Source organism: Collimonas sp. OK307 (genome assembly GCF_900113705.1).
In the GTDB taxonomy this organism is placed as follows: Bacteria; Pseudomonadota; Gammaproteobacteria; order Burkholderiales; family Burkholderiaceae_D; genus Collimonas.
In genome coordinates this window covers 84,123-109,114 of record NZ_FOQI01000010.1, presented here as the reverse complement: position 1 = coordinate 109,114, position 24,992 = coordinate 84,123, and the positions used below count along the sequence as shown (strand labels likewise).

The following is a 24,992-nucleotide window of genomic DNA, read 5'->3' as shown; positions in this document are numbered from 1 at the left end:
GATGTCAAAATGTCAAATATTTCCGCCAAGCCTGTGACACTGGCCAACTGGCTCGCTCTGCTTGAGTCACGCCATTTCAAAACCATCGACATGGGCCTGGACCGGGTGGTGCAGGTGAAGGAACGGCTTCAGCTGCAATTCGCCTGTCCGGTTATCATGGTTGCCGGCACCAATGGCAAAGGCTCGACCTGCGCCATGCTGGAATCGATCCTGCTGCGTGCCGGTTACAAGGTCGGCCTGTATATCAAACCGCATTTCCTCGATTTCAACGAGCGCGCGCGCATCAATGGCGAATCGGCATCGGATGCTGCCCTGATCGCCAGTTTCGAGGCGGTAGAGGCGCAACGCGGCGACATCTCCCTGACTTATTTTGAATTTACTACGCTGGCCATCATGCATCTGCTGGCAGCGGCCAAGCTCGATGTAGTGATCCTGGAAGTCGGCCTGGGCGGACGCCTGGATGCGGTTAATATTGTCGATGCAGATGTGTCGATCGTCACCAGCGTCGATATCGACCATACCGAATACCTAGGCGATACGCGCGAGAAAATCGGTTTTGAGAAGGCCGGTATTTTCCGCGCCGGTAAAGCCGCGATCTGCAGCGATCCGGTGCCGCCGCAATCATTGATCGATCATGCCAACGCGATCGGCGCCGATCTTTGGTTGCTGGGGCGCGATTTCAATTATACCGGTGACAAGCAGCAATGGAATTACGGTGGCCGCGGCCAGCGCCGCAATTCACTGGGCTATCCCAGCCTGCGCGGCGCTAACCAGCTGTTGAATGCCTCGGCGGCATTGGCTGCGCTGGAGGCGCTGCGGCAGGAGTTGCCGGTGAGTGCGCAAGAGGTGCGCAGCGGTTTTGTCATGATGGATTTGCCGGGTCGCTTCCAGGTCTTGCCGGGACAGCCACTGGTGATTCTGGATGTCGCTCACAATCCGCATGCGGCAGCGACCCTGGCCCAGAATCTCGACAATATGGGCTTTCATCCGTACACCTTTGCCGTATTCGGCGCCATGCTGGACAAGGATATCGAAGGCATTGTTGCGCAATTGAAGACGCGCATCGATCATTGGTGTCTGACGGCATTACCGTTGCCGCGTGCCGCCACTGGCGAGCAGTTGAAAGAGCGTTTGCTGGAGGCCGGTGTCCATCCGGAAGACGGGTTGAATGCGCAATCCAGCATCGTATCTTTCGATTCTCCCGCAGAAGCCTATGCAAATGCATTAAGTAGAGCAGGTGAGAATGATAGAATTGTGGTTTTCGGATCGTTCCTGACAGTGGCCGGTGTAATGGCGGCCCGAAAGTCTGGATTTCACTGACGATTTATGAGCGGGTATGATTTGTATCCGCCGCTCACTAGCTAGCAAAAAATATCGCATGGGTTTGTTCTCTTTTCTTCGCAAAAACAAGCAGCAAACAGACCCTGACCAGGGCGTTTATCGTTCAAAGGCGGATACCGGATTCGGTCCTGGCGCGGAACAGGGCGAACTGCCCTTGCGCTCGCGCAAAGCCAAGGCAAACAAGGCCGGCAACCAGCCGAATGAAGCGGTCGATCCGGTCTTGCCGGAAAAGAAGCGGGCCCGGCGCCGGCTGGTGGGAGCTGTAGCCCTCGTGCTGGCGGTAGTGATCGTGTTGCCGATGATCCTCGATTCCGAGCCGAAGTCGCTGCCTAACGATATTGCAATTCAGATTCCGTCGCGCGATAAGGTGGATGCAAGCGCAGGTGCAGGCACGGGCGCAAATGCCTCGGCCAGCGCGGCATCGGTCAGCAATAGCAGCGGTCTTGATCAACAGGAAGAAATAGTCGATCCGGCCAGCACTACTCCGGTTGCGCCAACACCGGCACCACCGCCAGCGGCTGTAGCCAAACCTGCCGTGTCCGACAATGCTGGCAATGCGACTGCAACCCCGCCTAAGGTGGTTGCAGCGGTGCCACCGGAGGTCGCGCCTAAACCAGAACCTAAACCAAAGTCAGAAACTAAGCCAGAACCGAAGCCGGAAGCCAAGCCAAAGCCTAAAGCCGAGCCAAGCCAGGTCGCCGATAAACAGGATGACGCAGCGCGGGCGCAAGCGATTCTGGAAGGGCGGGGCGCAGCCGCGCCGGCAGCCGACAAGAAGCCTGGAAAATTCGTGCTGCAGGTAGCCGCACTGGCAACGCAAGACAAAGTCGATGAGCTGCAAGGCAAGCTGAAAGATGCGGGTATTCATTCATATACACAGAAAGTCCCAACCCAGGCGGGTGATCGCATCCGTGTCCGCGTTGGCCCGTTCAGTAGCAAGGAAGAAGCTGAAAAAACGCGCGCCAAGCTGGCCAAGCTGGGTTTGAGCGGCAGTTTGATTCCTGGTTGATAACGAGCTGGCGGACAAGTGGCTTGATTTTGGCCGTATCCGGCGCCATATAGGTCACTGATCAAAGATATGCAGACAACGATGCGGACAGCGTGACAATTTTCGATTATCTGGTGTTATTCGTACTGATCTGCTCGGTCGTGATCAGCACTTTGCGCGGCTTGGTAAAGGAAATCCTGTCATTGGCAAGTTGGGTCGTAGCCTTGGTGGTCGCCAACGCGTATGGTGAAAATCTGGCAAAATTGCTCCCCGAAGTGATTCCTGGAAATGTAACGCGTTTAATTGTGGCTTTCCTGGCATTGTTTATTGGCGTAAGGTTATTAATGATGTTGTTGAGCATGGCGCTGGAAGCCGTGATCAAAGCCAGCGGTTTGGGACTGGTGGATCATGGACTGGGTGTCTTGTTCGGCGTGGCGCGTGGCCTGGTGATTGTGTTGGCGGTGGTTTTGGTATGCGGTGCTACAGCAATTCCGCAACAGCCTTTATGGCGCGATGCGCTGCTGAGCCCGATGGCGGAGACTGCTGCACGGACTGTCATACCCTATTTGCCGGGTGAGTTCGCCAGCCATCTGAAGTTTTGAATTTGCTTTACGGGATTTGTGCAGGATTTCGCCGGCACGGTATGGCGAAGTTGCATAAGTCCCATTGAGTAGTCCCGGATTGTTTATTGTTTAGGAGTCCACCATGTGTGGCATAGTCGGCATCGCTTCCCACAACCCCGCTAATCAGCTCATTTATGACGCCTTGTTGCTTTTGCAACATCGTGGTCAGGATGCGGCGGGGATCGCTACCAATCACGGCAACGGATTTTTCATGCATAAGGCCAACGGCCTGGTGCGCGACGTCTTCCGTACCCGCAACATGCGCTCGCTGCCAGGTAATTTTGGCATCGGCCAGGTGCGTTATCCGACCGCAGGCACCGCCAGCGCGGAAGAGGCGCAACCGTTTTACGTCAATGCGCCGTTCGGCATCATCCTGGCGCACAATGGCAACCTGACCAACGCCGAGCAGCTGAAAATCGAGATGTTCAAAAACGATAGACGGCATATCAACACCGATTCCGACACAGAAGTGTTGCTGAACGTTCTGGCGCATGAAATCCAGCAAGCAACCATCGGCTACTCGCTCGATCCTGGCGTCTTGTTCAAGGCCGTGGCAAGCGTCCACAAACGTGTGCGCGGTTCCTACGCCGTGGTGGCGCAGATTGCCGGCCATGGTTTGCTGGCATTCCGCGATCCGTACGGGATCCGGCCGCTGTGCATCGGCCTCAACGAAACCGACAAGGGCACCGAATACGTCATCGCCAGCGAGTCCGTCGCACTGGAAGGCCTGGGTTTCCGCTTCCTGCGCGATGTGATGCCGGGCGAAGCGATTTTCATCGACATCGACGGCCAGATGTATAACCAGCAATGCGCTGACAATCCGACCCTGAATCCTTGCGCCTTCGAATTCGTGTACCTGGCCCGTCCTGATTCGATCATCGACGGCGCATCGGTGTACGCAACCCGCCTGAAAATGGGCGAGTACCTGGCCGACAAGATCAAGCGTGAATTTCCAGGCGGCGACATCGATGTGGTCATGCCGATTCCCGATTCGTCCCGTCCTGCGGCAATCCAGCTGGCGCTCAAGCTGAATATCGAATACCGCGAAGGTTTCATCAAGAACCGTTACATCGGCCGCACCTTCCTGATGCCTGGGCAGGCAATCCGCAAGAAATCGGTACGCCAGAAGCTCAATGCGATCGGCTCCGAGTTCAAGGGCAAGACCGTGCTGCTGGTCGACGATTCGATCGTGCGCGGCACTACCAGCCGTGAAATCGTGCAAATGGCGCGTGATTCCGGCGCCAAGCGCGTGATCTTTGCCTCGGCAGCGCCACCGGTCAAGTTCCCCAACGTCTACGGCATCGACATGCCGACCCGCGGCGAACTGATCGCCTACGGTCGCACCGATGAGGAAGTTTGCCGCGAAATTACCGCCGATGCATTGGTGTATCAGGATATCGACGCCCTCAAGCGTTCGATTTCCGACGTCAATCCTATGCTGCGCAATTTCGAAGCATCCTGCTTTGACGGCAACTACATCACCGGCGACATTTCGCGCGACTACCTCGACCGTATCGAGTTCGCACGCAATAATCCAAAGCCGGAAAGTGAAGATGCGGTGCGTTCACAGTTGAATCTGAGCCTGGCGCAAGTCGACTGATTGTCCGGTAGTGAAGTAGGGTGGGCACAGCATGCCCATCCTGCGCGCCAAAGCTCTTAAATAAGCATTGATCAAATATGACTTCAAGATACGGCTTCACCACCACCATCCTGCACAGCGACCGGCAAAAAACCATCGAGCACGGCGCACCGCACAAGCCCATCCACACCTCGGTAACCTGGGGGTACAGCGATGCGCGCCAGCTGGCCGAAGTATTCCAGGGCAAGCAGTCCGGCTACCGCTATGGTCGCCAAGGCAACCCGACCGTCGCCGCGCTTGAAGACAAGGTAACCAAAATGGAAGGGGCTCTCGCCACCATCTGTTTCGCTTCCGGCATGGCGGCAATCGGCGTGCTGGTGCAAGCCTTGCTGCGCGAAGGCGATCACGTGGTGTCGTCGGTATTCTTGTTCGGGAACACTGCCAGCCTGTGGCAAACGTACGTTGGCCAGGGCGGTAAAGTGAGCATGGTCGACGCTACCGATGTGGCGCAGATGGAAGCCGCATTGACGCCGGCGACACGCATGGTGTTTGTTGAAACCATCGCCAATCCACGCACTCAGGTTGCCGACCTCAAGCGCATCGGCGATTTGTGTCGCGAGCGTGGAATTTTATTCGTGGTGGATAACACCATGACCTCACCCTATCTGTTCCAGCCGAAATCGGTGGGCGCCGGACTGGTGGTCAATTCCCTGACCAAATCGATCGGCGGCCATGGCAATGCATTGGGCGGTGCGCTTACCGATACCGGCTTGTATGACTGGAGCTGCTATCCCAACATTCTGGATGCCTACAAACGCAATCCGCAGCCGCAATGGGGCATGGCGCAGATCCGCGCCAAAGGCTTGCGCGACTTTGGCGCATCTCTCGGGCCAGAAGCTGCCCACCATATCGCCGTCGGCGCAGAAACCGTGGCGTTGCGGATGGAGCGTAGCAGCGCCAGTGCACTCGCTGTGGCGCAGATGCTGGAAGCCGATCCGCGGGTAGCGGCAGTACACTACCCGGGCTTGAAATCACATCCGCAGCACGCGTTGGCAGCCGATCTGTTCCGCGCATCGGGTTATCTGTTCAGTTTTGAATTGAAGCCGGAGATCGATTGTTTCGATTACCTGAACCGGTTGAGGCTGGCGATTTCCGGTACCCATCTGGGTGACAACCGCACCCTGGTCATCGCCGTTGCCCATACCATTTTCTATGAGATGGGGGCAGAGCGCCGCGCTGCCATGGGCATCAGCGAATCGCTGATCCGGGTATCGATCGGGATTGAAGATACGGCAGACCTGGTGGAAGATTTCCGGCAAGCGCTGCAGGCTTGATCTGGCAGGACTATAAAGCGGGGTGGGCATATTTTGTCCACCCCGTTTGCATTTCAGATGGTGTTGCGGTCCAGCCATTTCGGCACGTGTTGCGGCACAAACGACCTGAATCGTTGCAGCAGGTCCACAGGCTGCGCTTCCGCTATCAGGATTTCCGCCTGTTCGCCTTTCAGGAAGCGTTGCGACACCATGTGCTGGATGAACTGCAGCAAACCGTCGTAAAAACCGTCGACGTTCAGCAAGCCGATCGGTTTCTGGTGGAAGCCCAATTGGGCCCAGGTAAATACCTCAAACAATTCTTCCAGCGTGCCGACGCCGCCCGGCATCGCGATAAAGCCATCGGACAGGTCGGCCATCGTCGCTTTGCGCTCATGCATGTCCTTGACGATATGCAGCTGAGTCAGACCTTTATGGCCGAGTTCTTTTTTCAGTAGTGCCTCCGGGATCACGCCGGTGGCCTGGCCGCCCAGGCGCATGACTTCATCGGCAATGATTCCCATCAGGCCGACATTGCCGCCGCCGTATACCAGCGCGATATCCTGTTCGACCATGGCTTGCGCCAGCCCGCGCGCTGCTTGTGCATAGACCGGCGTAGCGCCGGGAGAAGAGCCGCAATAAATACAGAGAGATTTCATCAGACGTTGTTTTGCAAATATTTGGTTTTCAATTGTTCAAAATGGACCAGCGTTTCGCCGCGCAGATAGGGCTGCATCAGCGCCAGCACCTGGTAACAGCCGCTGGCCAGAGCATGTTCGACTACAGCTTGTTCCGTATATTGGCGAGGATTCAGGACGTACTGGTATGACAGCCAGTAACTGGCAACCACCACCATGTTGGACGCCAGGGCGTCGATCTCGGCCGGAGTGGCATGTAGCGCCTTATCTTCATGCAAGCCATGGCACAGCTCTTTGACCACCGCAATCTTGTGACCGAAGATTTCCTTGAAATGGAGCTCCAGGGTGCGATTGCGGGACAACAGGTCGTTGAGGTCGCGATAGAAGAAGCGATAGCGCCAGATCAGCTGGAACATGTGGTGCAGATAATGCCAGACGTCGATCATGGTAGGGCGCTGACCTTGCGTCATTGCCAGCATGCGGCTGATTTCTTCCTCGAACGTGACGAAAATCGAATTGACGATATCGTCCTTGTTGCGGAAATGGTAGTACAGGTTTCCCGGCGAGATCTTCATCTCGTCGGCGATGATGGTGGTCGTGATATTGGGTTCGCCGAACTCGTTGAAGAGTCGCAGCGACAGATCCATGATTTTTTCGCGGGTGCGACGCGGCGCCTTTTGCTCCATGACTTATTTTCTTTCTGATATCCAGTCCGCAATGCTGTTTTACCAATTGGTAAATAGCTTCAGTGAAGATTGTATATTGCTTCCTGCCTATCGACGTAATTTGCGTTGCTGAAATGATAGTAATCATATTTACTTGACTAGGCGTGGATCTTTGTTTCTTCCATTTCTTGACGTGCCTAATCATCGCACCCATCCTTCTGCTGTTATAAAATGGAGCGCCTGGTGCCAATATCCGGGCAACGCTTTACATATTAAAAGGTCAGCATGTCAGAGTCTCCTCCGCAACGTCCCGATACCCCATGCGTGGCGGTTTGTTCCACCACTTTCGACGACGTCTGTCGCGGTTGCGGCCGTACCGTCAACGAAGTTGCCCACTGGGTCTTCATGACCGAGGAAGAGAAAACCAAGGTCTGGCAACGAATTACCGCCGAAGGCTATCCACGCCGGCAAGGATAGCTGCAGATCTTGACTGCTTGCGGCGGATTGGCGCCGTTATCGACGAGTCGCATCGATGCCATTCGCCGCAGGCGATCGACAGCAATGCCATCCCTTAGTCGATCTGATCAAAATCGATCTTGTCTTCTCTGTAATATTTTGCGCCAGTCACCAGGATTATGTTGTTTTCGATCACCAATATGACTGTAACTGAATGAAAATGATCCGGTTTACGCCGTTCTTTATGTTAAAACTTGCTGTATATTTCGGCGTAAAACAAGCTCTGTCATAAGGGATTGCAAGAAAAGGTTACCGATAGTGATAGGGCATGGTTAATAATGTTTCTCTGCGGCATATAGCCGTGTATGGCTTATAATGCCGCGCGAAATGCAGGGCTTATGATTGAAATTACGACTGGAATTGCCATCGGCTCAACTCCCAAGATTGCTGGCAGGACAGGAATCGATTTGATGGGTGTTGGAGAATGGTGAGATGAAACTCAGGGGTGTCAGGTTTTCAATTGTATCTGACGCGGCATGGGCGCCTGGACTGGATACGGCTGCAGCATGGCTGACGTGGGCCAACGATCCATACGTCATTGCCGGCAGTGGCGAAGCCGCCGTTTCCGCCATGCCTGCCATGTTGCGCCGGCGTGCGGGCGCCATGGGCAAAATGGCATTGGAAGCGGCTTACCGTTGCCTCGATGGCAAGGCCGATGTGCCAACCGTATTTTGTTCTCGCCACGGAGAATGCGTGCGTTCGGTAGAGTTGCTGGCCGATCTGGCGCAAGGTCAACCTCTGTCTCCCACCTCTTTCAGTTTGTCAGTCCACAATGCTGCTGCCGGCTTGTTTTCCATTGCCCGTCAGGATCAGGCCAGTCACGCGGCCCTGGCGGCCGGCCACAGTGGCGTGGAGCATGCCGTAATTGAAGCCTGCGGCTTGCTTGCGGACGGTGCGGCCGAGGTGTTGCTGGTGGTTTATGACGGTTTTTTGCCGGAGATATTTGAAGAATTTCAGGATTGCCAGGAGCAGCCATTTGCCTGGGCCTGGTTAATACAATCAGCAGAGCTGGCAGGCACGGAATCGCGGAATACCCGTGGTACCCGTAGTACCATTTCTCTGTCCTGGAGCGGGCAGGCTGGAGTTGAAACGGATGCAATGGAACAGAAACCAGCAATCGGCCGGCAACCCGCCGGTTTGGAAGTGTTGGCTTTTTATCTGCGTCAGGACCCCGAGCTGATCCGCACGGTCGATGGCCGCCGATGGTGCTGGAGGCGTCTTGGTTAAGCGTGCAAATCGCTATTGGCGCGTGCTGGCAACCGGTTTCAGCTTTGTGCTGTTTGCAGTTGGCGGCCTGCTTTTGCGTGTCACGGTTTTCCCGGTAATGAATCTGTTGATTTGGGAGCGGCAACTGCGCATAGTGGCAGCGCGCCGTGTGATTCGGCTGGCATTTCGCGGCTTTGTTGGATGCATGCGATGGCTGGGTGTATTGAACTACGAAATCAGCGGACTGGAACGATTGGAGCGGCAAGGTTTATTGATCCTGGCAAACCACCCGACCTTGATTGATACCGTGTTCCTGATGGCTTTTGTCAAACGTGCGGATTGCATAGTCAAAGGCCGGCTCTGGGATAATCCGTTTACGCGCGGACCGGTCAGAGCCGCCGGCTACATCAGCAACGACCGCGGCAGCGAACTGATCGAAGATTGCATCAGCTCCTTGCGGCGCGGCAGCAACCTGATTGTTTTCCCGGAGGGCACCCGCACTGCCGGTGACGGCCAGATCAGCTTGAAACGCGGCGCGGCGAATATCGCCGTGCGCAGCTTGTCAAATGTGACGCCGGTAATAATCCGTTGCCTGCCGCCGACTTTGGGCAAGGGCAGCAAGTGGTGGCAGGTGCCGCCGGTAGCGGCGCATTTCAGCATTGAAGTGAAAGAGGATATAGAAGTACACGAATTTTTGGTAAAAGCCGGTAGCGAAGTATTGGCAGCAAGGCATTTAACTGCCCATCTGCAAGATTATTTTAGGAAAGAAAGCCAGGGCTATGCAGCAGCTTGAAGAAGAAGTGAAGCAGATCATCATCGATGTTCTGCAGTTGGAAGATATCACTACGGCCGATATCGTCACCGACGCGCCGTTGTTTGTCGACGGTCTCGGGCTGGATTCGATCGACGCGCTGGAATTGGGCGTGGCGATCCAAAAGCGCTACGGCATTTCATTGTCGGCAGACTCGGCGGAGACGCGTAACCATTTTGCATCGGTACGCGCGCTGGCTGCGATGATTGCCAGCAATAGAAAGAAGTGACGGTGTGAAATGATATTGACCAACTCCATGAGCAAGGAAGAAATTTACCTGTGGCTGGTGAATGTGTTGCATGAAATGTTCGAAGTCGACAAGGACCAGGTGACGCCGCAAGCCAATCTGTATACAGATCTGGATATCGATAGCATCGATGCGGTAGATCTGGTGGTCAAGCTCAAGCAGCTTACCGGCAAGCGTTTGCAGCCGGACGTGTTCAAGGCCGTCCGTACCGTGCAAGACGTGGTCGACGCGCTGGCCGACCTGCTGGCAGAGGATGGCAAGTAAGATTGCCAGGGATCTTCAGACAGGATGCAGAATATACCCGATACCAGGCTCAAGTTCAGACTTAGGCGCTTCGTCCCCACACTGGTGAGCTTGCTGGTCACCTTGCTCTATCCGCTCGCGATCTGGTTCGGACACGGGCGGGTCGAGCCGCGCTTGCTGGCGCTGTTGCTGGTGGTGGCAGCTGCCACCCGCCTGCCGACCCTGAAACTGAATCGCGCCAGCCGCTGGTGGCTGGCCGGCGCCTTGCTGTTGGCGGCGCTGGCGATATGGAACAATGCGCTGCTGCCGTTGAAGCTATATCCGGTGCTGGTCAATCTCGGTATGCTGGCGGTGTTCGGCTACAGTTTGTATGCGCCGCCATCGGTGATCGAACGCATGGCCCGCCTGAGCGATCCGGCTTTACCGGCCTACGTGATTGCGTATACACGCCGGGTTACCCAGGTATGGTGCGTCTTTTTCGTCCTCAATGGCACGTTGGCCCTGCTGACAGCCATTTGGGCCTCTGCCGCCGTCTGGTCGTTCTATAACGGCGTCCTGGCTTATGTGCTGATGGGCTGCTTGTTTGCCGGTGAATATCTGGTGCGGAGCATTATCCGGCGCCGTCATCGTCGACTCGATGCACAACAGGCCCGGCAAGCGGATGGGCAACATGTTTAATCCTCCTGATTTGCTGACGTTACTGAGTGCGCCATCCGATCGCAATCCGGGGCAGGGCCAGGATCAGGAGCGCCCGTTCGCATGGCGCGACGGCAAACCGCTCAGCCATGCCTGGCTGGTTGCGCAGGTTGCCGCGTGGCGGCGCTTGCTGTCACGCCAGGCAGGATCGCGCTTCGCCCTGTATTCAAGCGATAGCGCCACCTTTTCCTGCATCTTGCTGGGCGCATGGCAAGCCGACAAGACGATTTATTTGCCGGGCGATGTGCTGCCTGCCACCTGCGCCAATCTGAGCACGCTGGTAGATGGCTACCTGGGTGAGTTCCCGCCCCAATATGCGCCGTTGACCCTCGATATCGACGACGCTAATGCTAACGATAGCCACAACCATAGCCACGCAGAACCCGAATTCAAAGCGTTGCTGCCGGATTTTCCCGGATTGGTGATCTATACCTCGGGTAGCACCGGCGAGCCGCAAGCCGTACCAAAATTTTTGTCTCAGCTAGCCACCGAAGTGGCGTCTCTGGAACAGTTGTTTGGCGCCAGAATCGGCAACGCCGATGTCGTCTCCACGGTCTCGCACCAGCATATTTACGGATTACTGTTCAAGATACTGTGGCCCTTGACCAACGGCCGTGCAATACACGCGCAGCAAATCGCTTATCTGGAAGAGCTTCAGCCGCAGCCCGATGACAAACCGGTCATCCTGATATCAAGTCCTGCCCACCTGAGGCGGCTACCCGCTACGTTTACACGGGATCAGGTTGCTTCGATAGGCGTTATATTTTCATCTGGCGGTCCGCTGGAGGCAGAGGTTGCCGTGGCTGCCGGAGCGCTGTTGGGATCGATCCCGGTTGAGGTGTTCGGTAGTTCTGAAACCGGTGGCGTGGCCTGGCGCCAACGTGTCGCCGGCGCAGACGACAGCTGGCAAGTGATGCCTGCGATTACCTGGCGCGTCGGCGTTAACGACGACGTGCTTGAAATCTGCTCGCCGCATTTGCCCAACTCCGATTGGTACGCATTGGCCGATCAGGTGCAGCTTATCGACCCGCAGCGTTTTCGATTGAAAGGGCGCGTCGATCGTATCGTCAAAGTTGAAGAAAAACGCATTTCTCTGGATGGGTTGGAACGGCAGCTGAAGACAATGACGCAAGTGGCAGATGCGCGCGTTTTGTTGATCGGGCAGCCAGAGTCGCAACATAAGTCGCAACAACGGCAGCGGATTGCCGCCTTCGTTGTGCTGTCCGCTGCTGGCCTGCAAGTTCTGGCAACGCAGGGCAAGCTGGCCTTGAACCGTATGCTGCGCAACGGCATGGCGCATGCGGTGGAAGCGGTTGCGTTGCCGCGTAGCTGGCGTTATCTGGACGCGATGCCGGTCAACACACAAGGCAAGATCACCCGCGCCGATTTGCTGGCGCTGCTGGAATCGTCGGCGCCGGCCAGCCCAAGCGCGGCCGGGCTTCCGCGCAAGCCGCACGTGCGTCTGCTGGAACAGGAAACCGATCGCGTATTGCTGGAGTTGACCGTGCCAGCCGATCTCCTGTATTTCAATGGCCACTTTGATGGCGCACCGATTTTGCCTGGCGTAGTGCAACTCGATTGGGCGATCAGTTATGGACGCCAGTATTTTCCATTGGCGCCGCATTTCCTCGGCATGCTCGGCTTGAAATTTCAACGTGTGATTTTGCCGGGTGCGGTGGTGCAACTGGAGTTGCTGCACGATACTCAAAAAAGCAGTCTGGCGTTTCGTATGATGTCGGCAACCGGGCCGCATGCCAGCGGCCGCATCACGTTTGGAGCAGGCCATGCAGCAAGCTGAATTCAGGCCATGCGCGGTAATCCCGGTCTACGACCATGAACATGCCATCGGTACGGTGCTGACGGCGGTACTGGCGCATGGCTTGCCTTGCGTGCTGGTGGACGATGCCAGTTCGGCCTCGTGTGCGGCGGTGCTTGACGCATTGGTAGCCGCTCATCCGGGACAGGTCACCTTGTTGCGCCATGCCGTCAATCGCGGCAAGGGCGGCGCTGTGTTGACGGGGGTTCGGCATGTTGCCGCCGCAGGTTATACCCACATGCTGCAGATCGATGCCGACGGTCAGCACAACACCGACGATATCCCGCGGTTTTTGCAGCAGGCCGCTGCCCAGCCGCAAAGCGTGATCGCCGGTTGTCCGCAATATGACGATAGCGTGCCGTCGGTGCGTTTTTATGGACGCTATCTGACGCACGTCTGGGTCTGGATCAATACCTTGTCGTTGGATATCAAGGATTCGATGTGCGGATTCCGCGTCTATCCCTTGCCGTCCTTGATGCACCTGGTGCGGCATAAGCGCATCGGCGAGCGGATGGATTTCGATACCGATGTACTGGTGCGTCTGCACTGGGATGGCGTGCCTGTCGTCAATCTGCCGACGCGTGTGACTTATCCCATGGACGGGGTGTCGCATTTTCGCCTTGGCCGCGACAATTTGCTGATAACACGTATGCACGCAACCTTGTTCATTGGCATGCTGATACGTGCGCCGCGCTTGCTAGGGCGTCGTCTGTGGTTGGCGCGAGGCCGATCTTGAGCGCCAGCCAGCAGCATTGGGCGGAGATCAACGAAGCCAGCTTCGTGGGTGGCATGCGGCTGTTGTTCGCGATCTACCGGATCGCCGGCCGCTGGCCGTTTCGCCTGGTGCTGTACCCGGTGCTAGTCTGGTATTTGCTGAGCAAGCCGGCCGCCCGTCGCGCTTCCATGCTTTATTTGCAGCGGCTTTGCGATTTTAATCCGGTCGTAGCCAGGCTCAACCGGATTCGACCGGACTGGCGCGGGGTGTTCCGGCATTTTGCTGCTTTTGCCGAAAATATCCTCGACAAGATGTTGTTGTGGGGTGGCTTGTTCAAGACTGCCGACGTGGTTTCGTTCGGCCGTGAGCAGATGCAGGAAAGCATAGAGGCGCAGCGTGGCGGTCTGCTGATTTGCGCGCATCTGGGCAATCTTGAGTTGTGCCGGGTGCTGTCGCGCCAGCGTCACGCGTTGCGAATTACGGTGCTGGTGCATACCAAGCACGCCCAGGCGTTTAACCGGCTGCTGGCAAAACTTGATCCGGACAGCCAGTTGAACCTGATGCAGGTTACCGAGATGACACCCGCTACCGCCATGCTGCTGGCGGAGAAAGTAGGGCGCGGCGAGTTTGTCGCGATTGCCGGCGACCGCATCCCGGTGGCGGCCGTGCCACGCGTCGCATATGCCTCGTTCCTGGGTGAAACGGCGGCCTTCCCGGTTGGCCCTTATGTATTGGCCAGCCTGTTGCAATGCCCCGTCTACCTGCTGTTCTCGATGACAAAAAACGGCCGCTCCGAATGTCATTTCGAATTGTTTCGGGAAACGATTCAACTACCGCGCAAGAGCCGCGACGAAGTCCTCCATGAACTGGCCGCCGCCTATGCGGCAAGGCTGGAGTATTTTTGCTTGAAAGCTCCGCTGCAATGGTTCAATTTTTACGATTTTTGGCATTTATCCGGGTATAAAGATGCATCTCGCTGAACTGAAAGACACGTCTGCCATAGCATCGCAGGCGGCGACACCACGCACCGTCCGTTTCGACCAGGGCCGGTTAACGGTCGAAGACATTGTCGACATCGCTTCGGGATCGGCCAAGGTCGTGTTGTCCGACGAACCGGCATTCCGCGCCGCGATTAGCCGCGGCGCCGACTTCCTCGATCGCCTGCTACGTGAAGACGGCACCATCTACGGCGTAACCACCGGCTACGGCGACTCCTGTACCGTCACCGTCCCGCCCGAACTAATCGCAGAATTGCCGCATCATTTGTACACCTATCATGGCTGCGGTTTGGGCGAATTGTTTACCCCGGCGCAAACCAGGGCCATCATGGCGGCGCGGCTGGCGTCGCTTAGCAAGGGATACTCCGGCGTCAGTGTCGGCCTGCTGGAACAGATAGCCCGCTTGCTTAAAGAGGATTTGCTGCCCTTGATCCCGTCAGAAGGATCGGTCGGCGCCAGTGGCGACCTGACGCCGCTGTCATACTTGGCTGCCGTACTGTGCGGCGAGCGGGAGGTTTGGCGCAATGGCGCTAAGGTAGGCGCCGCCGAGGCCCTGGAGGTAGCCGGTATTACGCCACTGCGCTTGCGGCCGAAAGAAGGCCTTGCGATCATGAACGGCACCGCGGTAATGACCGCCCTGGCTTGCCTGGCTTATGACCGCGCGCAATACCTGGTGCGTATCGCTACCCGGATTACCGCGATGGCTAGTTTCGCTTTGGATGGCAACGCCCATCATTTCGACGCCACTTTGTTTTCCGTCAAACCGCACGCCGGCCAGCAGCAGGTGGCTGCCTGGCTACGCCAGGATTTGCCGGTAGACGACGCACCGCGCAATCAACAACGGTTGCAGGATCGCTACTCCATCCGTTGCGCACCGCATGTAATCGGCGTGTTGGCGGATGCTTTGCCGTGGATGCGCGAGTCGATTGAAAACGAGTTGAATAGCGCCAACGACAATCCGATCATCGACGCTGAAAATGAGCGCGTTCTGCACGGCGGCCATTTCTACGGCGGCCATATCGCGTTCGCCATGGATAGCATGAAAAACGCTGTCGCGAATGTCGCCGATTTGCTTGACCGGCAGATGGCTTTGCTGGTCGATAGCCGTTACAACCATGGTTTGCCGGCCAATCTGTCTGGCGCCGAAGGACCGCGCGCCAGCATTAACCACGGTTTGAAGGCGCTGCAAATCAGCGCCTCTGCCTGGACCGCCGAAGCGCTCAAGCAGACCATGCCGGCCTCGGTGTTTTCGCGTTCTACCGAATGCCACAATCAAGACAAGGTCAGCATGGGCACGATTGCCGCCCGCGATTGCCTGCGCGTGTTGCAATTGACCGAACAGGTAGTGGCCGCGCTATTGATCAGCGTACGCCAGGGTGTCTGGCTGCGCTCCCGGCTGGATGGCGCCGTGCAACCGCAACAGAACGTGCAGCAGATGATGGAAGCGCTGGCGGCCGACATTGCCGTAATACAGGAAGACCGCATGCTTGAACCGGATCTGCGTCGCTTGCTGGAACGCATCCGCCTCAAGCAGTGGCAGCTGTATGTGTAACGCCGTGAGTGAAGTCATGACTAGCCTGCACACCAAATTACCTGTCAAGGAGCACTGGTCCGCAGAGGTAGCGTTGCAAGTGCAATTCTTTGATCTCGATCCGATGCAGATCGTCTGGCATGGCAACTATGTCAAATACCTGGAAGTAGCGCGCTGCGCGCTGCTGGATAAGCTGGATTACAACTATCCGGCAATGCAGGCTTCCGGCTACTCCTGGCCGATCATCGATTTGCACTTGCGCTACGCCCATCCGGCTGCGTTCGGGCAGCGCATCAAGGTGCGCGCCAGTGTTGTCGAATGGGAAAATCGCCTCAAGATCGCCTACGTGATTACCGACAGCGTCAGCGGCCAGCGCCTTAGCCGTGGCACTACTACGCAGGTCGCGGTAAATATGGCGACGCACGAAATGTGTTTTGCGTCGCCGCCAGTGTTGTTTAAAAAATTAGGAATTGAGCAAGTATGAAACGAAGTCTCACAGCCATCCTTTCAGCCGTGCTTTTTACCGGCACCACCGTGTCCGCGCTAGCTGCCGCACCCGTTGAAAAAATCCAGTCGATGCTGGCGCGGCCGCCGATCTTGTGCGGGCGCTTCGATCAAACCAAGCAACTGGTCGGCATCAAGAAACCGTTGCTGTCGAATGGACGGTTTTGCGTGGTGAACGGCAAGGGTGTCCTGTGGCGCACCTTGCAACCGTTTCCCAATACGCTACGCCTGAAGCGCGACGAAATCGTGCAAATGCAAGGTGACCGGGTTGCCATGCGCATGGATGCCAAGCAAGAACCGGTCGTGAGGATGATTAACAGTGTGCTGTTTTCATTGCTGGCGGGTGATCTCGGTCAGTTGGAAACCCTGTTTCAACTCGACGGCAGCGTGCAGGGCAATAGCTGGAAAGTAGCGTTGACAGCGCGCGAACCGGCGCTGGCCAAGGCAATCGGTACGTTGGCGTTGACTGGTGGTGCTTACGTCAAGACCGTAACGATTAATGAGGCGAGCGGCGATCACACGGAAATCAATTTCTCCACCCTGCAAAGCGGCAGCAGCGCGATGACTGCTGAAGAAGGGGCGGCATTTGAGTGATCCCGGTAATGACAGCAGCTTAAAAACCAGCTGGCCGAAGCGCATGGCGCTGATATGGGCCTTTGCGGTTGCTTTGCTGTTGGCACACAACGGCTATCTGTGGCTGGTCAAAGGCGTAGTGCCGGATACCGACATCATGGCGCTGTTACCGGTCGAGCAGCGCGATCCGGTGCTGCAACAGGCATTCACGCATATGGTCGACGCCGCCCAGCAACGTGTGATCGTGCTGGTCGGCGCCGACGACTGGGAGCATGCCCGCGCCGCCGCCGATGCCTACAACGCGGTGCTGTCCAAACATCAGGAACTGCTACAGACCGGGGTTCAATTGTCGGAGCAGAACCAGCAAGACTGGCTGGCGCCGTCGCAGCAGATGCGCCTCAGCTTGCTGACGCCAGCCCAACAAACAATGCTGCGTGAGCAACCGCCCAGGTACTGGGTCGACACCGCGCTGCAACAGTTGTACAGCCCGTTTTCCGGCCCCAAGCTGGGTGCCTGGCAAGACGATCCGTTTGGCTTGTTCAGCGGCTGGGTGCAAGCCCGTGCGCAAGAAACGCCGGTGCGTCCGCGCGACGGGTATCTGTTCGTCGAGAACAAGGGCCGCCCTTACATAATGCTGCTGATGAATTTGCAACAGCCGGCATTCTCGATGGCGACCCAGCAGGCAGTGTTGCCGTTGCTGGAACAGGCTGGCAAAGCTGCGCGGCAAGCAGTGCCGACGGTCGAGCTGATCAGCGCCGGTGTGGTCCTGCATGCAGGAGCCGGCAGCGCGCAAGCCAGCCGCGAGATGTCGACCATCGGCATCGGCTCGTTGTTGGGCATCGTGTTGCTGATGTGGCTGACCTTCCGTTCATTGCGGCCGATCGGGTTGATCATGCTGTCGATCGGCATCGGTTGCATGGCCGCTTTTTCTCTGTGCTGGATGATATTCGGGCAGGTGCATTTGCTGACGTTGGTGTTCGGCGCCAGCCTGATCGGCGTGGCCCAGGATTACGGCATATATTTCTTGTGCAGCAGGGTTTCGGTAGATCCGTCGCTAGGATCATGGCAATTGTTGCGGCGCCTGTTGCCCGGCCTGGTGTTGACGTTGGCCGCCGCGGTGATCGGTTACGTTGGGCTGGCGCTGACGCCGTTTCCCGGGTTGCGGCAGATGGCCTTGTTCTCGGTGCTGGGTTTGGTGTTTGCCTGGTTGACCGTGATTTTCTGGTTTCCAGCGTTGTTGACTGCGAATACTCTGAAAAGTTCTTCCTTTGCCGGTTGGGTCGGCCAGACCCGCCGGCATTGGCCGTTGCTGGGTTTGAACCGCGGTTCTGCAATGGCGGCGCTATTGTTCGGCATTTTTGCCGTGGCCGGCATAACGCGGTTGACGGTGAACGACGATATCCGGTCCTTGCAGACACCACCGAAAGCACTGCTGGCGGATCAGATCAAGCTGGGAAAGCTGCTGGATGCGCCGACACCGGTGCAGTTTTACCTGGTGCGCGGCGCCAGCGCGGAACAGGTATTGCAGCGCGAGGAAGCGCTCAAGCGGCGGCTGGAGCCTTTGATTGCCAAACACATTATCAGCGGCTATCAGGCGATGTCCAACTGGACACCTTCGATGCAGGAACAAGCCGCGAATCGCGCTTTGGTCACGCAGGCCTTGCTGGGTGCAGACGGCCCGTTGAAAGCACTCGCCGCACAACTCGGTGAAGATGACAGCTGGGTCGCGCAAATGCGCAGCCGGGCACTTAGCGCGGCGGCTGACGCCAACGGCGGCCACGATCTTACCCCGGCCGAGTTTTTGAAGAGCGCGGCCAGCGAGCCGTCGCGCCATCTCTGGTTGGGAAAGGTGGAGGGCGCAAAAGGCAGCGTCTACGCCAGCATCGTCGCTCTGCGCGGGCTTGATAATTACGGCTACCTGCCCATCCTGAAGCAGGCTGCCCGACAGCTGGACGGTGTGTCTTGGGTTGATAAGGTTAGCGAAATATCGTCAGTGCTAGGCCATTACCGGCAATATATGGGGTGGGTATTGCTGGGCGCCTATGCGGCAATCTACCTGCTGCTGTTTACCCGTTATCGTAGTGCGGCCTGGCGCGTGCTGACGCCGCCGGCCGTCGCCAGCATTGCTACTCTGGCCATGCTCGGCCTGTTGGGGCAGCCTTTGCAATTGTTTCATGTGCTGGCGCTGATGCTGATTCTCGGCCTTGGCGTGGACTACGGGATTTTCATGCAGGAACAAAGCATGCAACGCGATCGCTTCGCCTGGCTTACGGTCGGTTTGTCGGCTGCGAGCGCCTTGTTATCGTTCGGTCTGCTGGCGTTGTCCGGCACGCCGCCGCTGCATGCATTCGGATTCACGATGTTAATTGGAATTGCCATTGTCTGGTTGATTGCGCCATGTTTTAGCCAGGATTCAGGTCCAGACCCACAACAGGAAAAAGAAGAAAAAAATGCAAACAAGAATTGAACAATGTGATGTGCTGGTAATTGGCGCAGGCCCGGCTGGTTCGGTGGCGGCGGCGTTGTTGTTGCAGCAAGGCCGGCAAGTGCTGGTGCTGGAACGGGAGCAGTTTCCGCGGTTCAGCATCGGCGAAAGCTTGCTGCCGCAAAGCATGGAATATCTGCAGCAGGCCGGTATGCTGCAAGCCGTGGTGGAAGCCGGTTTCCAATACAAGAACGGCGCGGCTTTTGTGCGCGGAGAGCGCTATACGGATTTCGATTTCCGCGACAAGCATTCTGCAGGCTGGGGCACTACCTACCAGGTACAGCGCGCCCGGTTTGACCAGGTGCTGGCCAATGAAGCTGAGCGCCAGGGCGCCCAGGTGCGCTATCAGCACACCGTCACGGCGTTTGATGCGAATGCTGGAAAACCGCGGGTTACTGTTCGCCATGCCGACGGCTCGGAATATATTGTGGAAGCGGGGTTTGTACTGGACGCCAGCGGTTTCGGGCGCGTATTGTCGCGCTTGCTGGATTTGGAAACGCCATCGAATTTTCCGGTGCGCGGCGCCATTTTCACCCACATCGAGGATGGGATCGACGCCGCCGCAGCTGGTTTTGATCGCAACAAGATCCGCATTACCGTGCATCCGGAACATTGCAATGTCTGGTACTGGTTGATTCCGTTTGCCGGCGGCCGCTGTTCCATCGGGGTGGTCGCCGAAACCGCTTTCCTGGATCAATTCAAAGGTAGCGAGACCGAACGCCTGCAGACGCTGGTAATGCAAGATCCGGCATCGCGCGCCTTGCTGAAGAATGCGAACTGGGATACGCCAGCCCGCCAGATCGTTGGTTATTCGTCCAACGTCAAGTCGCTCTGGGGCCAAGGTTATGCCTTGCTCGGCAATGCAGGGGAGTTTCTCGATCCGGTGTTTTCTTCCGGCGTCACGATCGCAGTCAAGTCCGCCAGCCTGGCCGCCGCCGCGTTGCAACGTCAGTTTGCCGGTGAAGCGGTCGATTGGGAAAAAGAATATGCCATTCCGCTGAAAAAGGGCGTCGATACATTCCGTACCTTTGTAGATTCCTGGTACTCGGGTGGATTCCAGAAGGTCATTTTTTATGAACAACAGCAGCCTGAGATACGTCGCATGATTGCCGCGATCCTGGCCGGCTATGCCTGGGACGACAGCAATCCGTATGTAAAGGAAAGCAAGCGTCGCCTGAGTACCCTGGAGGAGATATGCAGTTGAATTTGCCCGGTCGCCGCAGTTGGCTGAGCGTTGGCTTGCGTGCTTGCGTGCTGTTGGCGGCGCTTGCATTGGCCGCTTGTACAACTACGCCGGCATTGCAAGCGCCGGCGCGGCTGGGATTGAAGCTGGCGCCCGCGAGCCTGGGCGCCAATATCAGTTTGCAACAGCATTTGACGGTCGAGAGAAATGGCCGCATCGACCAGCTCGATGCAGCAGTGGAAATCGATCCGCAGCACTTCAATATGGTCGGGCTGGCGTTTGGCCAGCGGGTCCTGAGCCTGCAGTATGATGGACAGACTTTACAGTCCTGGCGTCATCCCATGCTGCCGTCGCAGGTACGCGCTGAAGATGTGCTGGAAGACACGCAGTTGACATTATGGCCACTGGCGGCGATCCGCCAGGCGCTGCCCGCAGGCTGGACTATCGAGCAACATGGATTGCAGCGCACGCTGCTGCTGCAAGGAGAGCCGGTAATGGTGATCAACTACAGCACGCCGACGCCATGGGATGGCAAGGTGGAACTGAATAACTTGCGCTATCACTATCGCCTGACGATTGAATCGGTCAGCGATACAGCTGCTGACGGCCCGGCTTCAGCTGCTCCCGGCGTACCTGTTGTGGCGCCATAATCATGCTTTATCTCAACCAACTCGGCATGATTTGTCCGCTTGGCGAAAGCCACGCGGAGATCAGCCGCCGCCTGTTCGCCGGCGATAGCGGGGTTGCCATGACGTCGCGTTATTCGCAGTCGCAGGGGGCAGAGTCACAACCAGAGCGTGAACTGGCGCTGGGTTGCGTGGATGCTGTTCTGCCCGATATCAGCATGCTGCCGCTAGGCCAGCGCAGCCGTAATAACCAGCTCGCTTTGGCGGCGCTGGCGCAGATCCGGCCGCAAGTGGACGCGGCCATCCGGCAGTTCGGCGCGGATCGGGTGGCGATCGTGCTCGGCACCAGCACCTCGGGCATCGCTCAAAGTGAAGCGGCGTTCCGCTATCGCCTGGAAAATGGCGAGTTCCCGGCGGACTTTGCCTATGAGCAACAGGAAATGGCCTCGCCGGCGGCGACACTGGCATCGGTGCTGGGCGTGACCGGGCCTGCTTATGTGCATTCCAGTGCTTGCGCGTCGAGCAGCAAGGCTATGGCCAGCGCGGCCCGTTTGATTAACATGGGGTTATGCGATGTGGTGCTGACCGGCGGCGTTGATTCTCTGTGCGCCTTCACCGTGGCCGGCTTTGCGGCACTGGAGTCGGTCAGTGCAACGCGCTGCAATCCGTTCAGCGCCAATCGTAACGGCATCAATATCGGCGAAGGTGCGGCCTTGTTCTTGATGAGCAAGGCTGAGGCAACCGTGAGCTTGCGCGGCTGGGGTGAGTCTTCGGATGGGTATCATATTTCTGCGCCGGACCCGTCAGGCGCGGGTGCTCGCAGTGCAATGGAACAAGCTCTGGCGCGCGCGGGCGTGGCGCCGAAACAAATCGACTATATCAACCTGCATGGCACCGCTACCGTGCAAAACGATGCAATGGAGGGACGGGCGATTGCCGCCGTGTTCGCCGACCACATCGCGCTAAGCTCGACCAAGCCTTTTACCGGCCATGCGCTGGGAGCGGCCGGTGCAATCGAGGCGGGTTTATGTTGGATGGCAATGCAAGACAGTAACCCGCAGGGCCAGCTGCCGCCGCATTTGTGGGATGGCGTTAGCGATCCTGGTTTACCGCAACTTAACTTGCAGCCTGTCGGCGCTCGCCTCGGGCGGCCATTGCGTCTGGCGTTGAGTAATTCTTTTGCATTTGGCGGCGCCAATGCAAGTTTGCTGCTGGGGCGTGAATGATGAGTCAATCAGGCATAGATCAGTCGAACCCGGTCGAGACCCTGGATATCCGACGCTTTCTACCGCACTCCGGCGTCATGGTCTTGCTGGACCGGTTGCTGGAAGTCGGGCCGGAAGAGTTGCTGGCCGAAGTGGCAATCCGCCCGGACAGCCTGTTCTGCGACGGCCGCGGCGTGCCAGGCTGGGTCGGCGTTGAATATATGGCGCAGGCAATTGCCGCCTACGCCGGTTATACCGCACAGTTGCGTGGCGAGGCAGTTAAAATCGGTTTCTTGCTGGGCACCCGGCGCTATGAAGCCAGTTGCCCCTGTTTTGCTGTTGGCAGCCTGCTGACAATACATGTGCATAGAATACTGCAGGCAGACAATGGAATAGGATCGTTCGAATGCCGGATCCATGCGGGCCGTGAGCAATTGGCTAGCGCCACCATTACTGTATTCCAGCCGGCTGATGCGGCTGTTTTTCTTGAGGGAAGTACTGAATGACGTTGGAATTGAACAAGAGCGTGCTGGTTACCGGTTCCAGCCGCGGGATCGGCAAGGCGATTGCATTGCGGCTGGCGCGCGACGGTTACGATATCGTCTTGCATTGCCATCAACAGCGAGAAGCGGCCGATGCCGTGGCGCAGAGCGTGCGTGAACTGGGCGTGCAAGCGCGGGTCTTGCAATTCGACATTGGCGATCGCCAGGCCAGCGCCGCTGCCTTGCTGGCAGATGTCGAGCAGCACGCTTGTTACTATGGCGTGGTGTGCAATGCCGGTGTCGCGCGCGACAACGCTTTCCCTGCCATGCCGGGAGAGGATTGGGATCTGGTGCTGAAGACCAACCTGGATGGTTTTTACAATGTCCTCAATCCATTGGTAATGCCAATGGTGCAGCGTCGCGCGCCTGGCCGTATCGTGACGCTGGCTTCGGTATCGGGATTGATAGGAAATCGCGGCCAGGTCAACTACAGCGCCGCCAAGGCGGGGATTATCGGCGCCACCAAAGCGTTGGCGATCGAGCTGGCCAAGCGCAACATCACGGTCAATTGTGTCGCACCCGGCTTGATAGAAACCGACATGATCAGTGAGGTACCGTTGGATGAAGCACTCAAACTGATCCCGGCGCGCCGGGTCGGCAAACCGGAGGAAGTAGCGGCGACAGTGGCGTTCCTGATGCATGCCGACGCTGCATATATCACGCGCCAGGTGATTTCGGTCAACGGAGGCATGGCATGAGTGCGAGCAAGACCGCGGCAGAACGTCGGGTAGTGGTGACCGGCATGGCCGGCATCAGCCCGATCGGTAACGACTGGAGCAGCATCCGGGCGCATCTCGGGAGCTATCGCAACGCCATAGTACGGATGGAAGAATGGGCCGGTTACGATGGTTTGAACACCCAGTTAGGCGCCCCCGCTGCGGAATTCACTTTGTCCGATCGCTATAACCGCAAGAGCATGCGCAGTATGGGACGGGTGGCGTTAATGGCGACCAGGGCGAGCGAGCTGGCCTTGATCGACGCCGGCTTGATTGACGATCCCGTGCTGAAAAGCGGCGCTTGCGGAATCGCCTATGGTTCATCTGCCGGTACGCCACAGGCGATTGGCGATTTTGGCCGGATGATGGACGAACGCAGCACGCGCGGTATCAACGCCACCACCTATATCAAAATGATGGCGCATACGGCGCCCGTCAATATCGGTGTGTTTTTCGGCATTACCGGCCGGGTTATCACCACTTCCAGCGCTTGCACGTCCGGCAGCCAGGGTATCGGTTATGCCTACGAGACGATTCGCAGCGGCCGCCAGCAAATCATGGTCGCTGGCGGCGCCGAGGAATTATGCGCTACCGAAGCGGCGGTATTCGATACATTGTTTGCCACCAGCGTGCGCAATGACACGCCAGCCATGACACCGCGTCCATTCGACTGCGCCCGCGACGGCTTGGTGATCGGCGAGGGCGCCGGCAGCCTGATTCTGGAAGATTTCGACCATGCGCGCGCCAGGGGGGCAAAGATGTATGCCGAAATCGTCGGTTTCGGCACCAATAGCGATGGCTGCCATGTCACCCATCCGAATGCGGAAACCATGCAGGTCGCGATGACGCTGGCACTGGCCGATGCCGCATTGCCGACAGCGGCGATCGGTTATATCAATGCGCATGGCACCGGCACCGAACAGGGAGACATTGCGGAATCCCATGCGACCGCTGCCGTATTCGGCCGACGTACGCCGATCAGCTCGCTCAAGAGTTATACCGGGCACACGCTAGGCGCCTGCGGCGCCCTGGAAGCCTGGGTTGGCATCGAAATGATGCGGTCCGACTGGTTTGCTCCGACCATCAACCTGACGCAAGTGGACCCGCAGTGTGCCGAGCTGGACTACATAGTCGATGAGGGCCGCAATTTACAATGCGAATACTTCATGTCGAATAATTTTGCGTTTGGCGGCATCAATACATCGTTGATTTTCAAACGCCTGGATTAACGCTCC

General features: G+C 57.6%; 26 protein-coding genes. 24 read left to right on the top strand and 2 right to left on the bottom strand.

All coding sequences use genetic code 11. From position 1 onward, the window contains the following. The first annotated feature begins 9 nt into the window (after window positions 1-9). The 5 genes from folC (at window position 10) to BM205_RS14525 (ending at window position 5,865) form a co-directional block, all read left to right on the top strand. Entirely contained in the window at window positions 10-1,320 is a 1,311-nt protein-coding gene (gene folC / locus BM205_RS14545; RefSeq protein WP_092415596.1) for a bifunctional tetrahydrofolate synthase/dihydrofolate synthase, read from the top strand. A 58-nt stretch (window positions 1,321-1,378) separates the two neighbouring features. Then, entirely contained in the window at window positions 1,379-2,350 is a 972-nt protein-coding gene (locus BM205_RS14540; RefSeq protein WP_092415595.1) for an SPOR domain-containing protein, read from the top strand. Between the two features lie 92 nt (window positions 2,351-2,442). After that, window positions 2,443-2,931: a CvpA family protein gene (locus BM205_RS14535; RefSeq protein ID WP_092415594.1), complete on the top strand. Its 489-nt coding sequence runs from the start codon at window positions 2,443-2,445 to the stop codon at window positions 2,929-2,931. A gap of 103 nt (window positions 2,932-3,034) precedes the next feature. Beyond that, entirely contained in the window at window positions 3,035-4,552 is a 1,518-nt protein-coding gene (gene purF / locus BM205_RS14530; RefSeq protein WP_092415593.1) for an amidophosphoribosyltransferase, read from the top strand. Window positions 4,553-4,629: 77 nt separating this feature from the next. Then, the gene (locus tag BM205_RS14525) at window positions 4,630-5,865 is read left to right on the top strand and encodes a cystathionine gamma-synthase family protein (RefSeq protein WP_092415592.1); all 1,236 of its coding nucleotides are present in this window, start codon (window positions 4,630-4,632) and stop codon (window positions 5,863-5,865) included. 53 nt (window positions 5,866-5,918) lie between these two features. Here the strand turns inward: BM205_RS14525 and BM205_RS14520 are convergent, their stop codons facing one another. Further along, entirely contained in the window at window positions 5,919-6,500 is a 582-nt protein-coding gene (locus BM205_RS14520) for an LOG family protein (RefSeq protein ID WP_092415591.1), read from the bottom strand. Continuing rightward, window positions 6,500-7,165, bottom strand: coding sequence for a TetR/AcrR family transcriptional regulator (locus BM205_RS14515; RefSeq protein ID WP_092415590.1), 666 nt, complete (start codon window positions 7,163-7,165; stop codon window positions 6,500-6,502). The genes BM205_RS14520 and BM205_RS14515 overlap by 1 nt, the downstream gene beginning before the upstream one ends. A 264-nt stretch (window positions 7,166-7,429) precedes the next feature. Here BM205_RS14515 and BM205_RS14510 point away from each other — a divergent pair, with 264 nt between their 5' ends. From BM205_RS14510 to BM205_RS14420, 19 genes are all read left to right on the top strand, one after another. Continuing rightward, the gene (locus tag BM205_RS14510) at window positions 7,430-7,621 is read left to right on the top strand and encodes a DUF1289 domain-containing protein (protein ID WP_092358171.1); all 192 of its coding nucleotides are present in this window, start codon (window positions 7,430-7,432) and stop codon (window positions 7,619-7,621) included. A gap of 471 nt (window positions 7,622-8,092) precedes the next feature. Beyond that, on the top strand, window positions 8,093-8,887 hold the full coding sequence (locus BM205_RS14505) for a beta-ketoacyl synthase chain length factor (RefSeq protein ID WP_175511268.1): 795 nt from the start codon (window positions 8,093-8,095) through the stop codon (window positions 8,885-8,887). Then, entirely contained in the window at window positions 8,853-9,659 is an 807-nt protein-coding gene (locus BM205_RS14500) for a lysophospholipid acyltransferase family protein (protein WP_092415588.1), read from the top strand. The genes BM205_RS14505 and BM205_RS14500 overlap by 35 nt, the downstream gene beginning before the upstream one ends. Next, window positions 9,646-9,906: a phosphopantetheine-binding protein gene (locus tag BM205_RS14495; RefSeq protein ID WP_092358167.1), complete on the top strand. Its 261-nt coding sequence runs from the start codon at window positions 9,646-9,648 to the stop codon at window positions 9,904-9,906. The genes BM205_RS14500 and BM205_RS14495 overlap by 14 nt, the downstream gene beginning before the upstream one ends. A 27-nt stretch (window positions 9,907-9,933) precedes the next feature. Beyond that, window positions 9,934-10,188, top strand: coding sequence for an acyl carrier protein (locus BM205_RS14490; protein ID WP_175511274.1), 255 nt, complete (start codon window positions 9,934-9,936; stop codon window positions 10,186-10,188). A gap of 24 nt (window positions 10,189-10,212) precedes the next feature. Then, entirely contained in the window at window positions 10,213-10,845 is a 633-nt protein-coding gene (locus BM205_RS14485; protein WP_175511267.1) for a COG4648 family protein, read from the top strand. Beyond that, the gene (locus tag BM205_RS14480) at window positions 10,838-12,661 is read left to right on the top strand and encodes an ApeI family dehydratase (protein ID WP_254783897.1); all 1,824 of its coding nucleotides are present in this window, start codon (window positions 10,838-10,840) and stop codon (window positions 12,659-12,661) included. Before BM205_RS14485 ends, BM205_RS14480 begins: the two co-directional genes overlap by 8 nt. Continuing rightward, window positions 12,648-13,415 carry a glycosyltransferase family 2 protein gene (locus BM205_RS14475; RefSeq protein WP_092415585.1) on the top strand — a complete coding sequence of 256 codons (768 nt, stop codon included), beginning with the start codon at window positions 12,648-12,650 and terminating at the stop codon, window positions 13,413-13,415. Before BM205_RS14480 ends, BM205_RS14475 begins: the two co-directional genes overlap by 14 nt. Then, window positions 13,412-14,374: an LpxL/LpxP family acyltransferase gene (locus BM205_RS14470; RefSeq protein WP_092415584.1), complete on the top strand. Its 963-nt coding sequence runs from the start codon at window positions 13,412-13,414 to the stop codon at window positions 14,372-14,374. Before BM205_RS14475 ends, BM205_RS14470 begins: the two co-directional genes overlap by 4 nt. After that, window positions 14,361-15,944: an HAL/PAL/TAL family ammonia-lyase gene (hutH, locus tag BM205_RS14465; protein WP_092415583.1), complete on the top strand. Its 1,584-nt coding sequence runs from the start codon at window positions 14,361-14,363 to the stop codon at window positions 15,942-15,944. Before BM205_RS14470 ends, hutH begins: the two co-directional genes overlap by 14 nt. A gap of 16 nt (window positions 15,945-15,960) precedes the next feature. Further along, window positions 15,961-16,407 carry an acyl-CoA thioesterase gene (locus BM205_RS14460; RefSeq protein WP_092415658.1) on the top strand — a complete coding sequence of 149 codons (447 nt, stop codon included), beginning with the start codon at window positions 15,961-15,963 and terminating at the stop codon, window positions 16,405-16,407. Then, complete coding sequence (locus BM205_RS14455; protein WP_092415582.1) at window positions 16,404-17,021, top strand: outer membrane lipoprotein carrier protein LolA; 618 nt, start codon at window positions 16,404-16,406, stop codon at window positions 17,019-17,021. The genes BM205_RS14460 and BM205_RS14455 overlap by 4 nt, the downstream gene beginning before the upstream one ends. 43 nt (window positions 17,022-17,064) lie before the next feature. Then, window positions 17,065-19,467, top strand: a complete 2,403-nt coding sequence (locus tag BM205_RS14450; protein WP_092415659.1) for an MMPL family transporter — start codon at window positions 17,065-17,067, stop codon at window positions 19,465-19,467. Then, a complete protein-coding gene (locus BM205_RS14445) occupies window positions 19,451-20,689 on the top strand; it encodes an NAD(P)/FAD-dependent oxidoreductase (protein ID WP_092415581.1) in 1,239 nt (412 codons plus the stop codon). Before BM205_RS14450 ends, BM205_RS14445 begins: the two co-directional genes overlap by 17 nt. Further along, entirely contained in the window at window positions 20,680-21,318 is a 639-nt protein-coding gene (locus BM205_RS14440; protein WP_092415580.1) for a DUF3261 domain-containing protein, read from the top strand. Before BM205_RS14445 ends, BM205_RS14440 begins: the two co-directional genes overlap by 10 nt. Window positions 21,319-21,320: 2 nt before the next feature. Then, a complete protein-coding gene (locus BM205_RS14435) occupies window positions 21,321-22,520 on the top strand; it encodes a beta-ketoacyl-ACP synthase (RefSeq protein ID WP_175511266.1) in 1,200 nt (399 codons plus the stop codon). After that, on the top strand, window positions 22,517-23,005 hold the full coding sequence (locus tag BM205_RS14430; protein WP_371326495.1) for a hotdog family protein: 489 nt from the start codon (window positions 22,517-22,519) through the stop codon (window positions 23,003-23,005). The genes BM205_RS14435 and BM205_RS14430 overlap by 4 nt, the downstream gene beginning before the upstream one ends. Continuing rightward, window positions 23,002-23,739 carry a 3-oxoacyl-ACP reductase FabG gene (gene fabG, locus BM205_RS14425; RefSeq protein ID WP_092415577.1) on the top strand — a complete coding sequence of 246 codons (738 nt, stop codon included), beginning with the start codon at window positions 23,002-23,004 and terminating at the stop codon, window positions 23,737-23,739. Before BM205_RS14430 ends, fabG begins: the two co-directional genes overlap by 4 nt. Then, window positions 23,736-24,986: a beta-ketoacyl-ACP synthase gene (locus BM205_RS14420; RefSeq protein ID WP_092415576.1), complete on the top strand. Its 1,251-nt coding sequence runs from the start codon at window positions 23,736-23,738 to the stop codon at window positions 24,984-24,986. Before fabG ends, BM205_RS14420 begins: the two co-directional genes overlap by 4 nt. Window positions 24,987-24,992 lie beyond the last annotated feature (6 nt).

Bases quoted from the DNA above. Each gene is read 5' to 3' on its own strand.
- folC (WP_092415596.1), top strand. From the start codon at position 10: ATGTCAAATATTTCCGCCAAGCCTGTGACACTGGCCAACTGGCTCGCT.
- BM205_RS14540 (WP_092415595.1), top strand. From the start codon at position 1,379: ATGGGTTTGTTCTCTTTTCTTCGCAAAAACAAGCAGCAAACAGACCCT.
- purF (WP_092415593.1), top strand. From the start codon at position 3,035: ATGTGTGGCATAGTCGGCATCGCTTCCCACAACCCCGCTAATCAGCTC.
- BM205_RS14525 (WP_092415592.1), top strand. From the start codon at position 4,630: ATGACTTCAAGATACGGCTTCACCACCACCATCCTGCACAGCGACCGG.
- BM205_RS14520 (WP_092415591.1), bottom strand. From the start codon at position 6,500: ATGAAATCTCTCTGTATTTATTGCGGCTCTTCTCCCGGCGCTACGCCG.
- BM205_RS14515 (WP_092415590.1), bottom strand. From the start codon at position 7,165: ATGGAGCAAAAGGCGCCGCGTCGCACCCGCGAAAAAATCATGGATCTG.
- BM205_RS14510 (WP_092358171.1), top strand. From the start codon at position 7,430: ATGTCAGAGTCTCCTCCGCAACGTCCCGATACCCCATGCGTGGCGGTT.
- BM205_RS14505 (WP_175511268.1), top strand. From the start codon at position 8,093: ATGAAACTCAGGGGTGTCAGGTTTTCAATTGTATCTGACGCGGCATGG.
- BM205_RS14500 (WP_092415588.1), top strand. From the start codon at position 8,853: ATGGCCGCCGATGGTGCTGGAGGCGTCTTGGTTAAGCGTGCAAATCGC.
- BM205_RS14495 (WP_092358167.1), top strand. From the start codon at position 9,646: ATGCAGCAGCTTGAAGAAGAAGTGAAGCAGATCATCATCGATGTTCTG.
- BM205_RS14490 (WP_175511274.1), top strand. From the start codon at position 9,934: ATGAGCAAGGAAGAAATTTACCTGTGGCTGGTGAATGTGTTGCATGAA.
- BM205_RS14485 (WP_175511267.1), top strand. From the start codon at position 10,213: ATGCAGAATATACCCGATACCAGGCTCAAGTTCAGACTTAGGCGCTTC.
- BM205_RS14480 (WP_254783897.1), top strand. From the start codon at position 10,838: ATGTTTAATCCTCCTGATTTGCTGACGTTACTGAGTGCGCCATCCGAT.
- BM205_RS14475 (WP_092415585.1), top strand. From the start codon at position 12,648: ATGCAGCAAGCTGAATTCAGGCCATGCGCGGTAATCCCGGTCTACGAC.
- hutH (WP_092415583.1), top strand. From the start codon at position 14,361: ATGCATCTCGCTGAACTGAAAGACACGTCTGCCATAGCATCGCAGGCG.
- BM205_RS14460 (WP_092415658.1), top strand. From the start codon at position 15,961: ATGACTAGCCTGCACACCAAATTACCTGTCAAGGAGCACTGGTCCGCA.
- BM205_RS14455 (WP_092415582.1), top strand. From the start codon at position 16,404: ATGAAACGAAGTCTCACAGCCATCCTTTCAGCCGTGCTTTTTACCGGC.
- BM205_RS14450 (WP_092415659.1), top strand. From the start codon at position 17,065: ATGGCGCTGATATGGGCCTTTGCGGTTGCTTTGCTGTTGGCACACAAC.
- BM205_RS14445 (WP_092415581.1), top strand. From the start codon at position 19,451: ATGCAAACAAGAATTGAACAATGTGATGTGCTGGTAATTGGCGCAGGC.
- BM205_RS14440 (WP_092415580.1), top strand. From the start codon at position 20,680: ATGCAGTTGAATTTGCCCGGTCGCCGCAGTTGGCTGAGCGTTGGCTTG.
- BM205_RS14435 (WP_175511266.1), top strand. From the start codon at position 21,321: ATGCTTTATCTCAACCAACTCGGCATGATTTGTCCGCTTGGCGAAAGC.
- BM205_RS14430 (WP_371326495.1), top strand. From the start codon at position 22,517: ATGATGAGTCAATCAGGCATAGATCAGTCGAACCCGGTCGAGACCCTG.
- fabG (WP_092415577.1), top strand. From the start codon at position 23,002: ATGACGTTGGAATTGAACAAGAGCGTGCTGGTTACCGGTTCCAGCCGC.
- BM205_RS14420 (WP_092415576.1), top strand. From the start codon at position 23,736: ATGAGTGCGAGCAAGACCGCGGCAGAACGTCGGGTAGTGGTGACCGGC.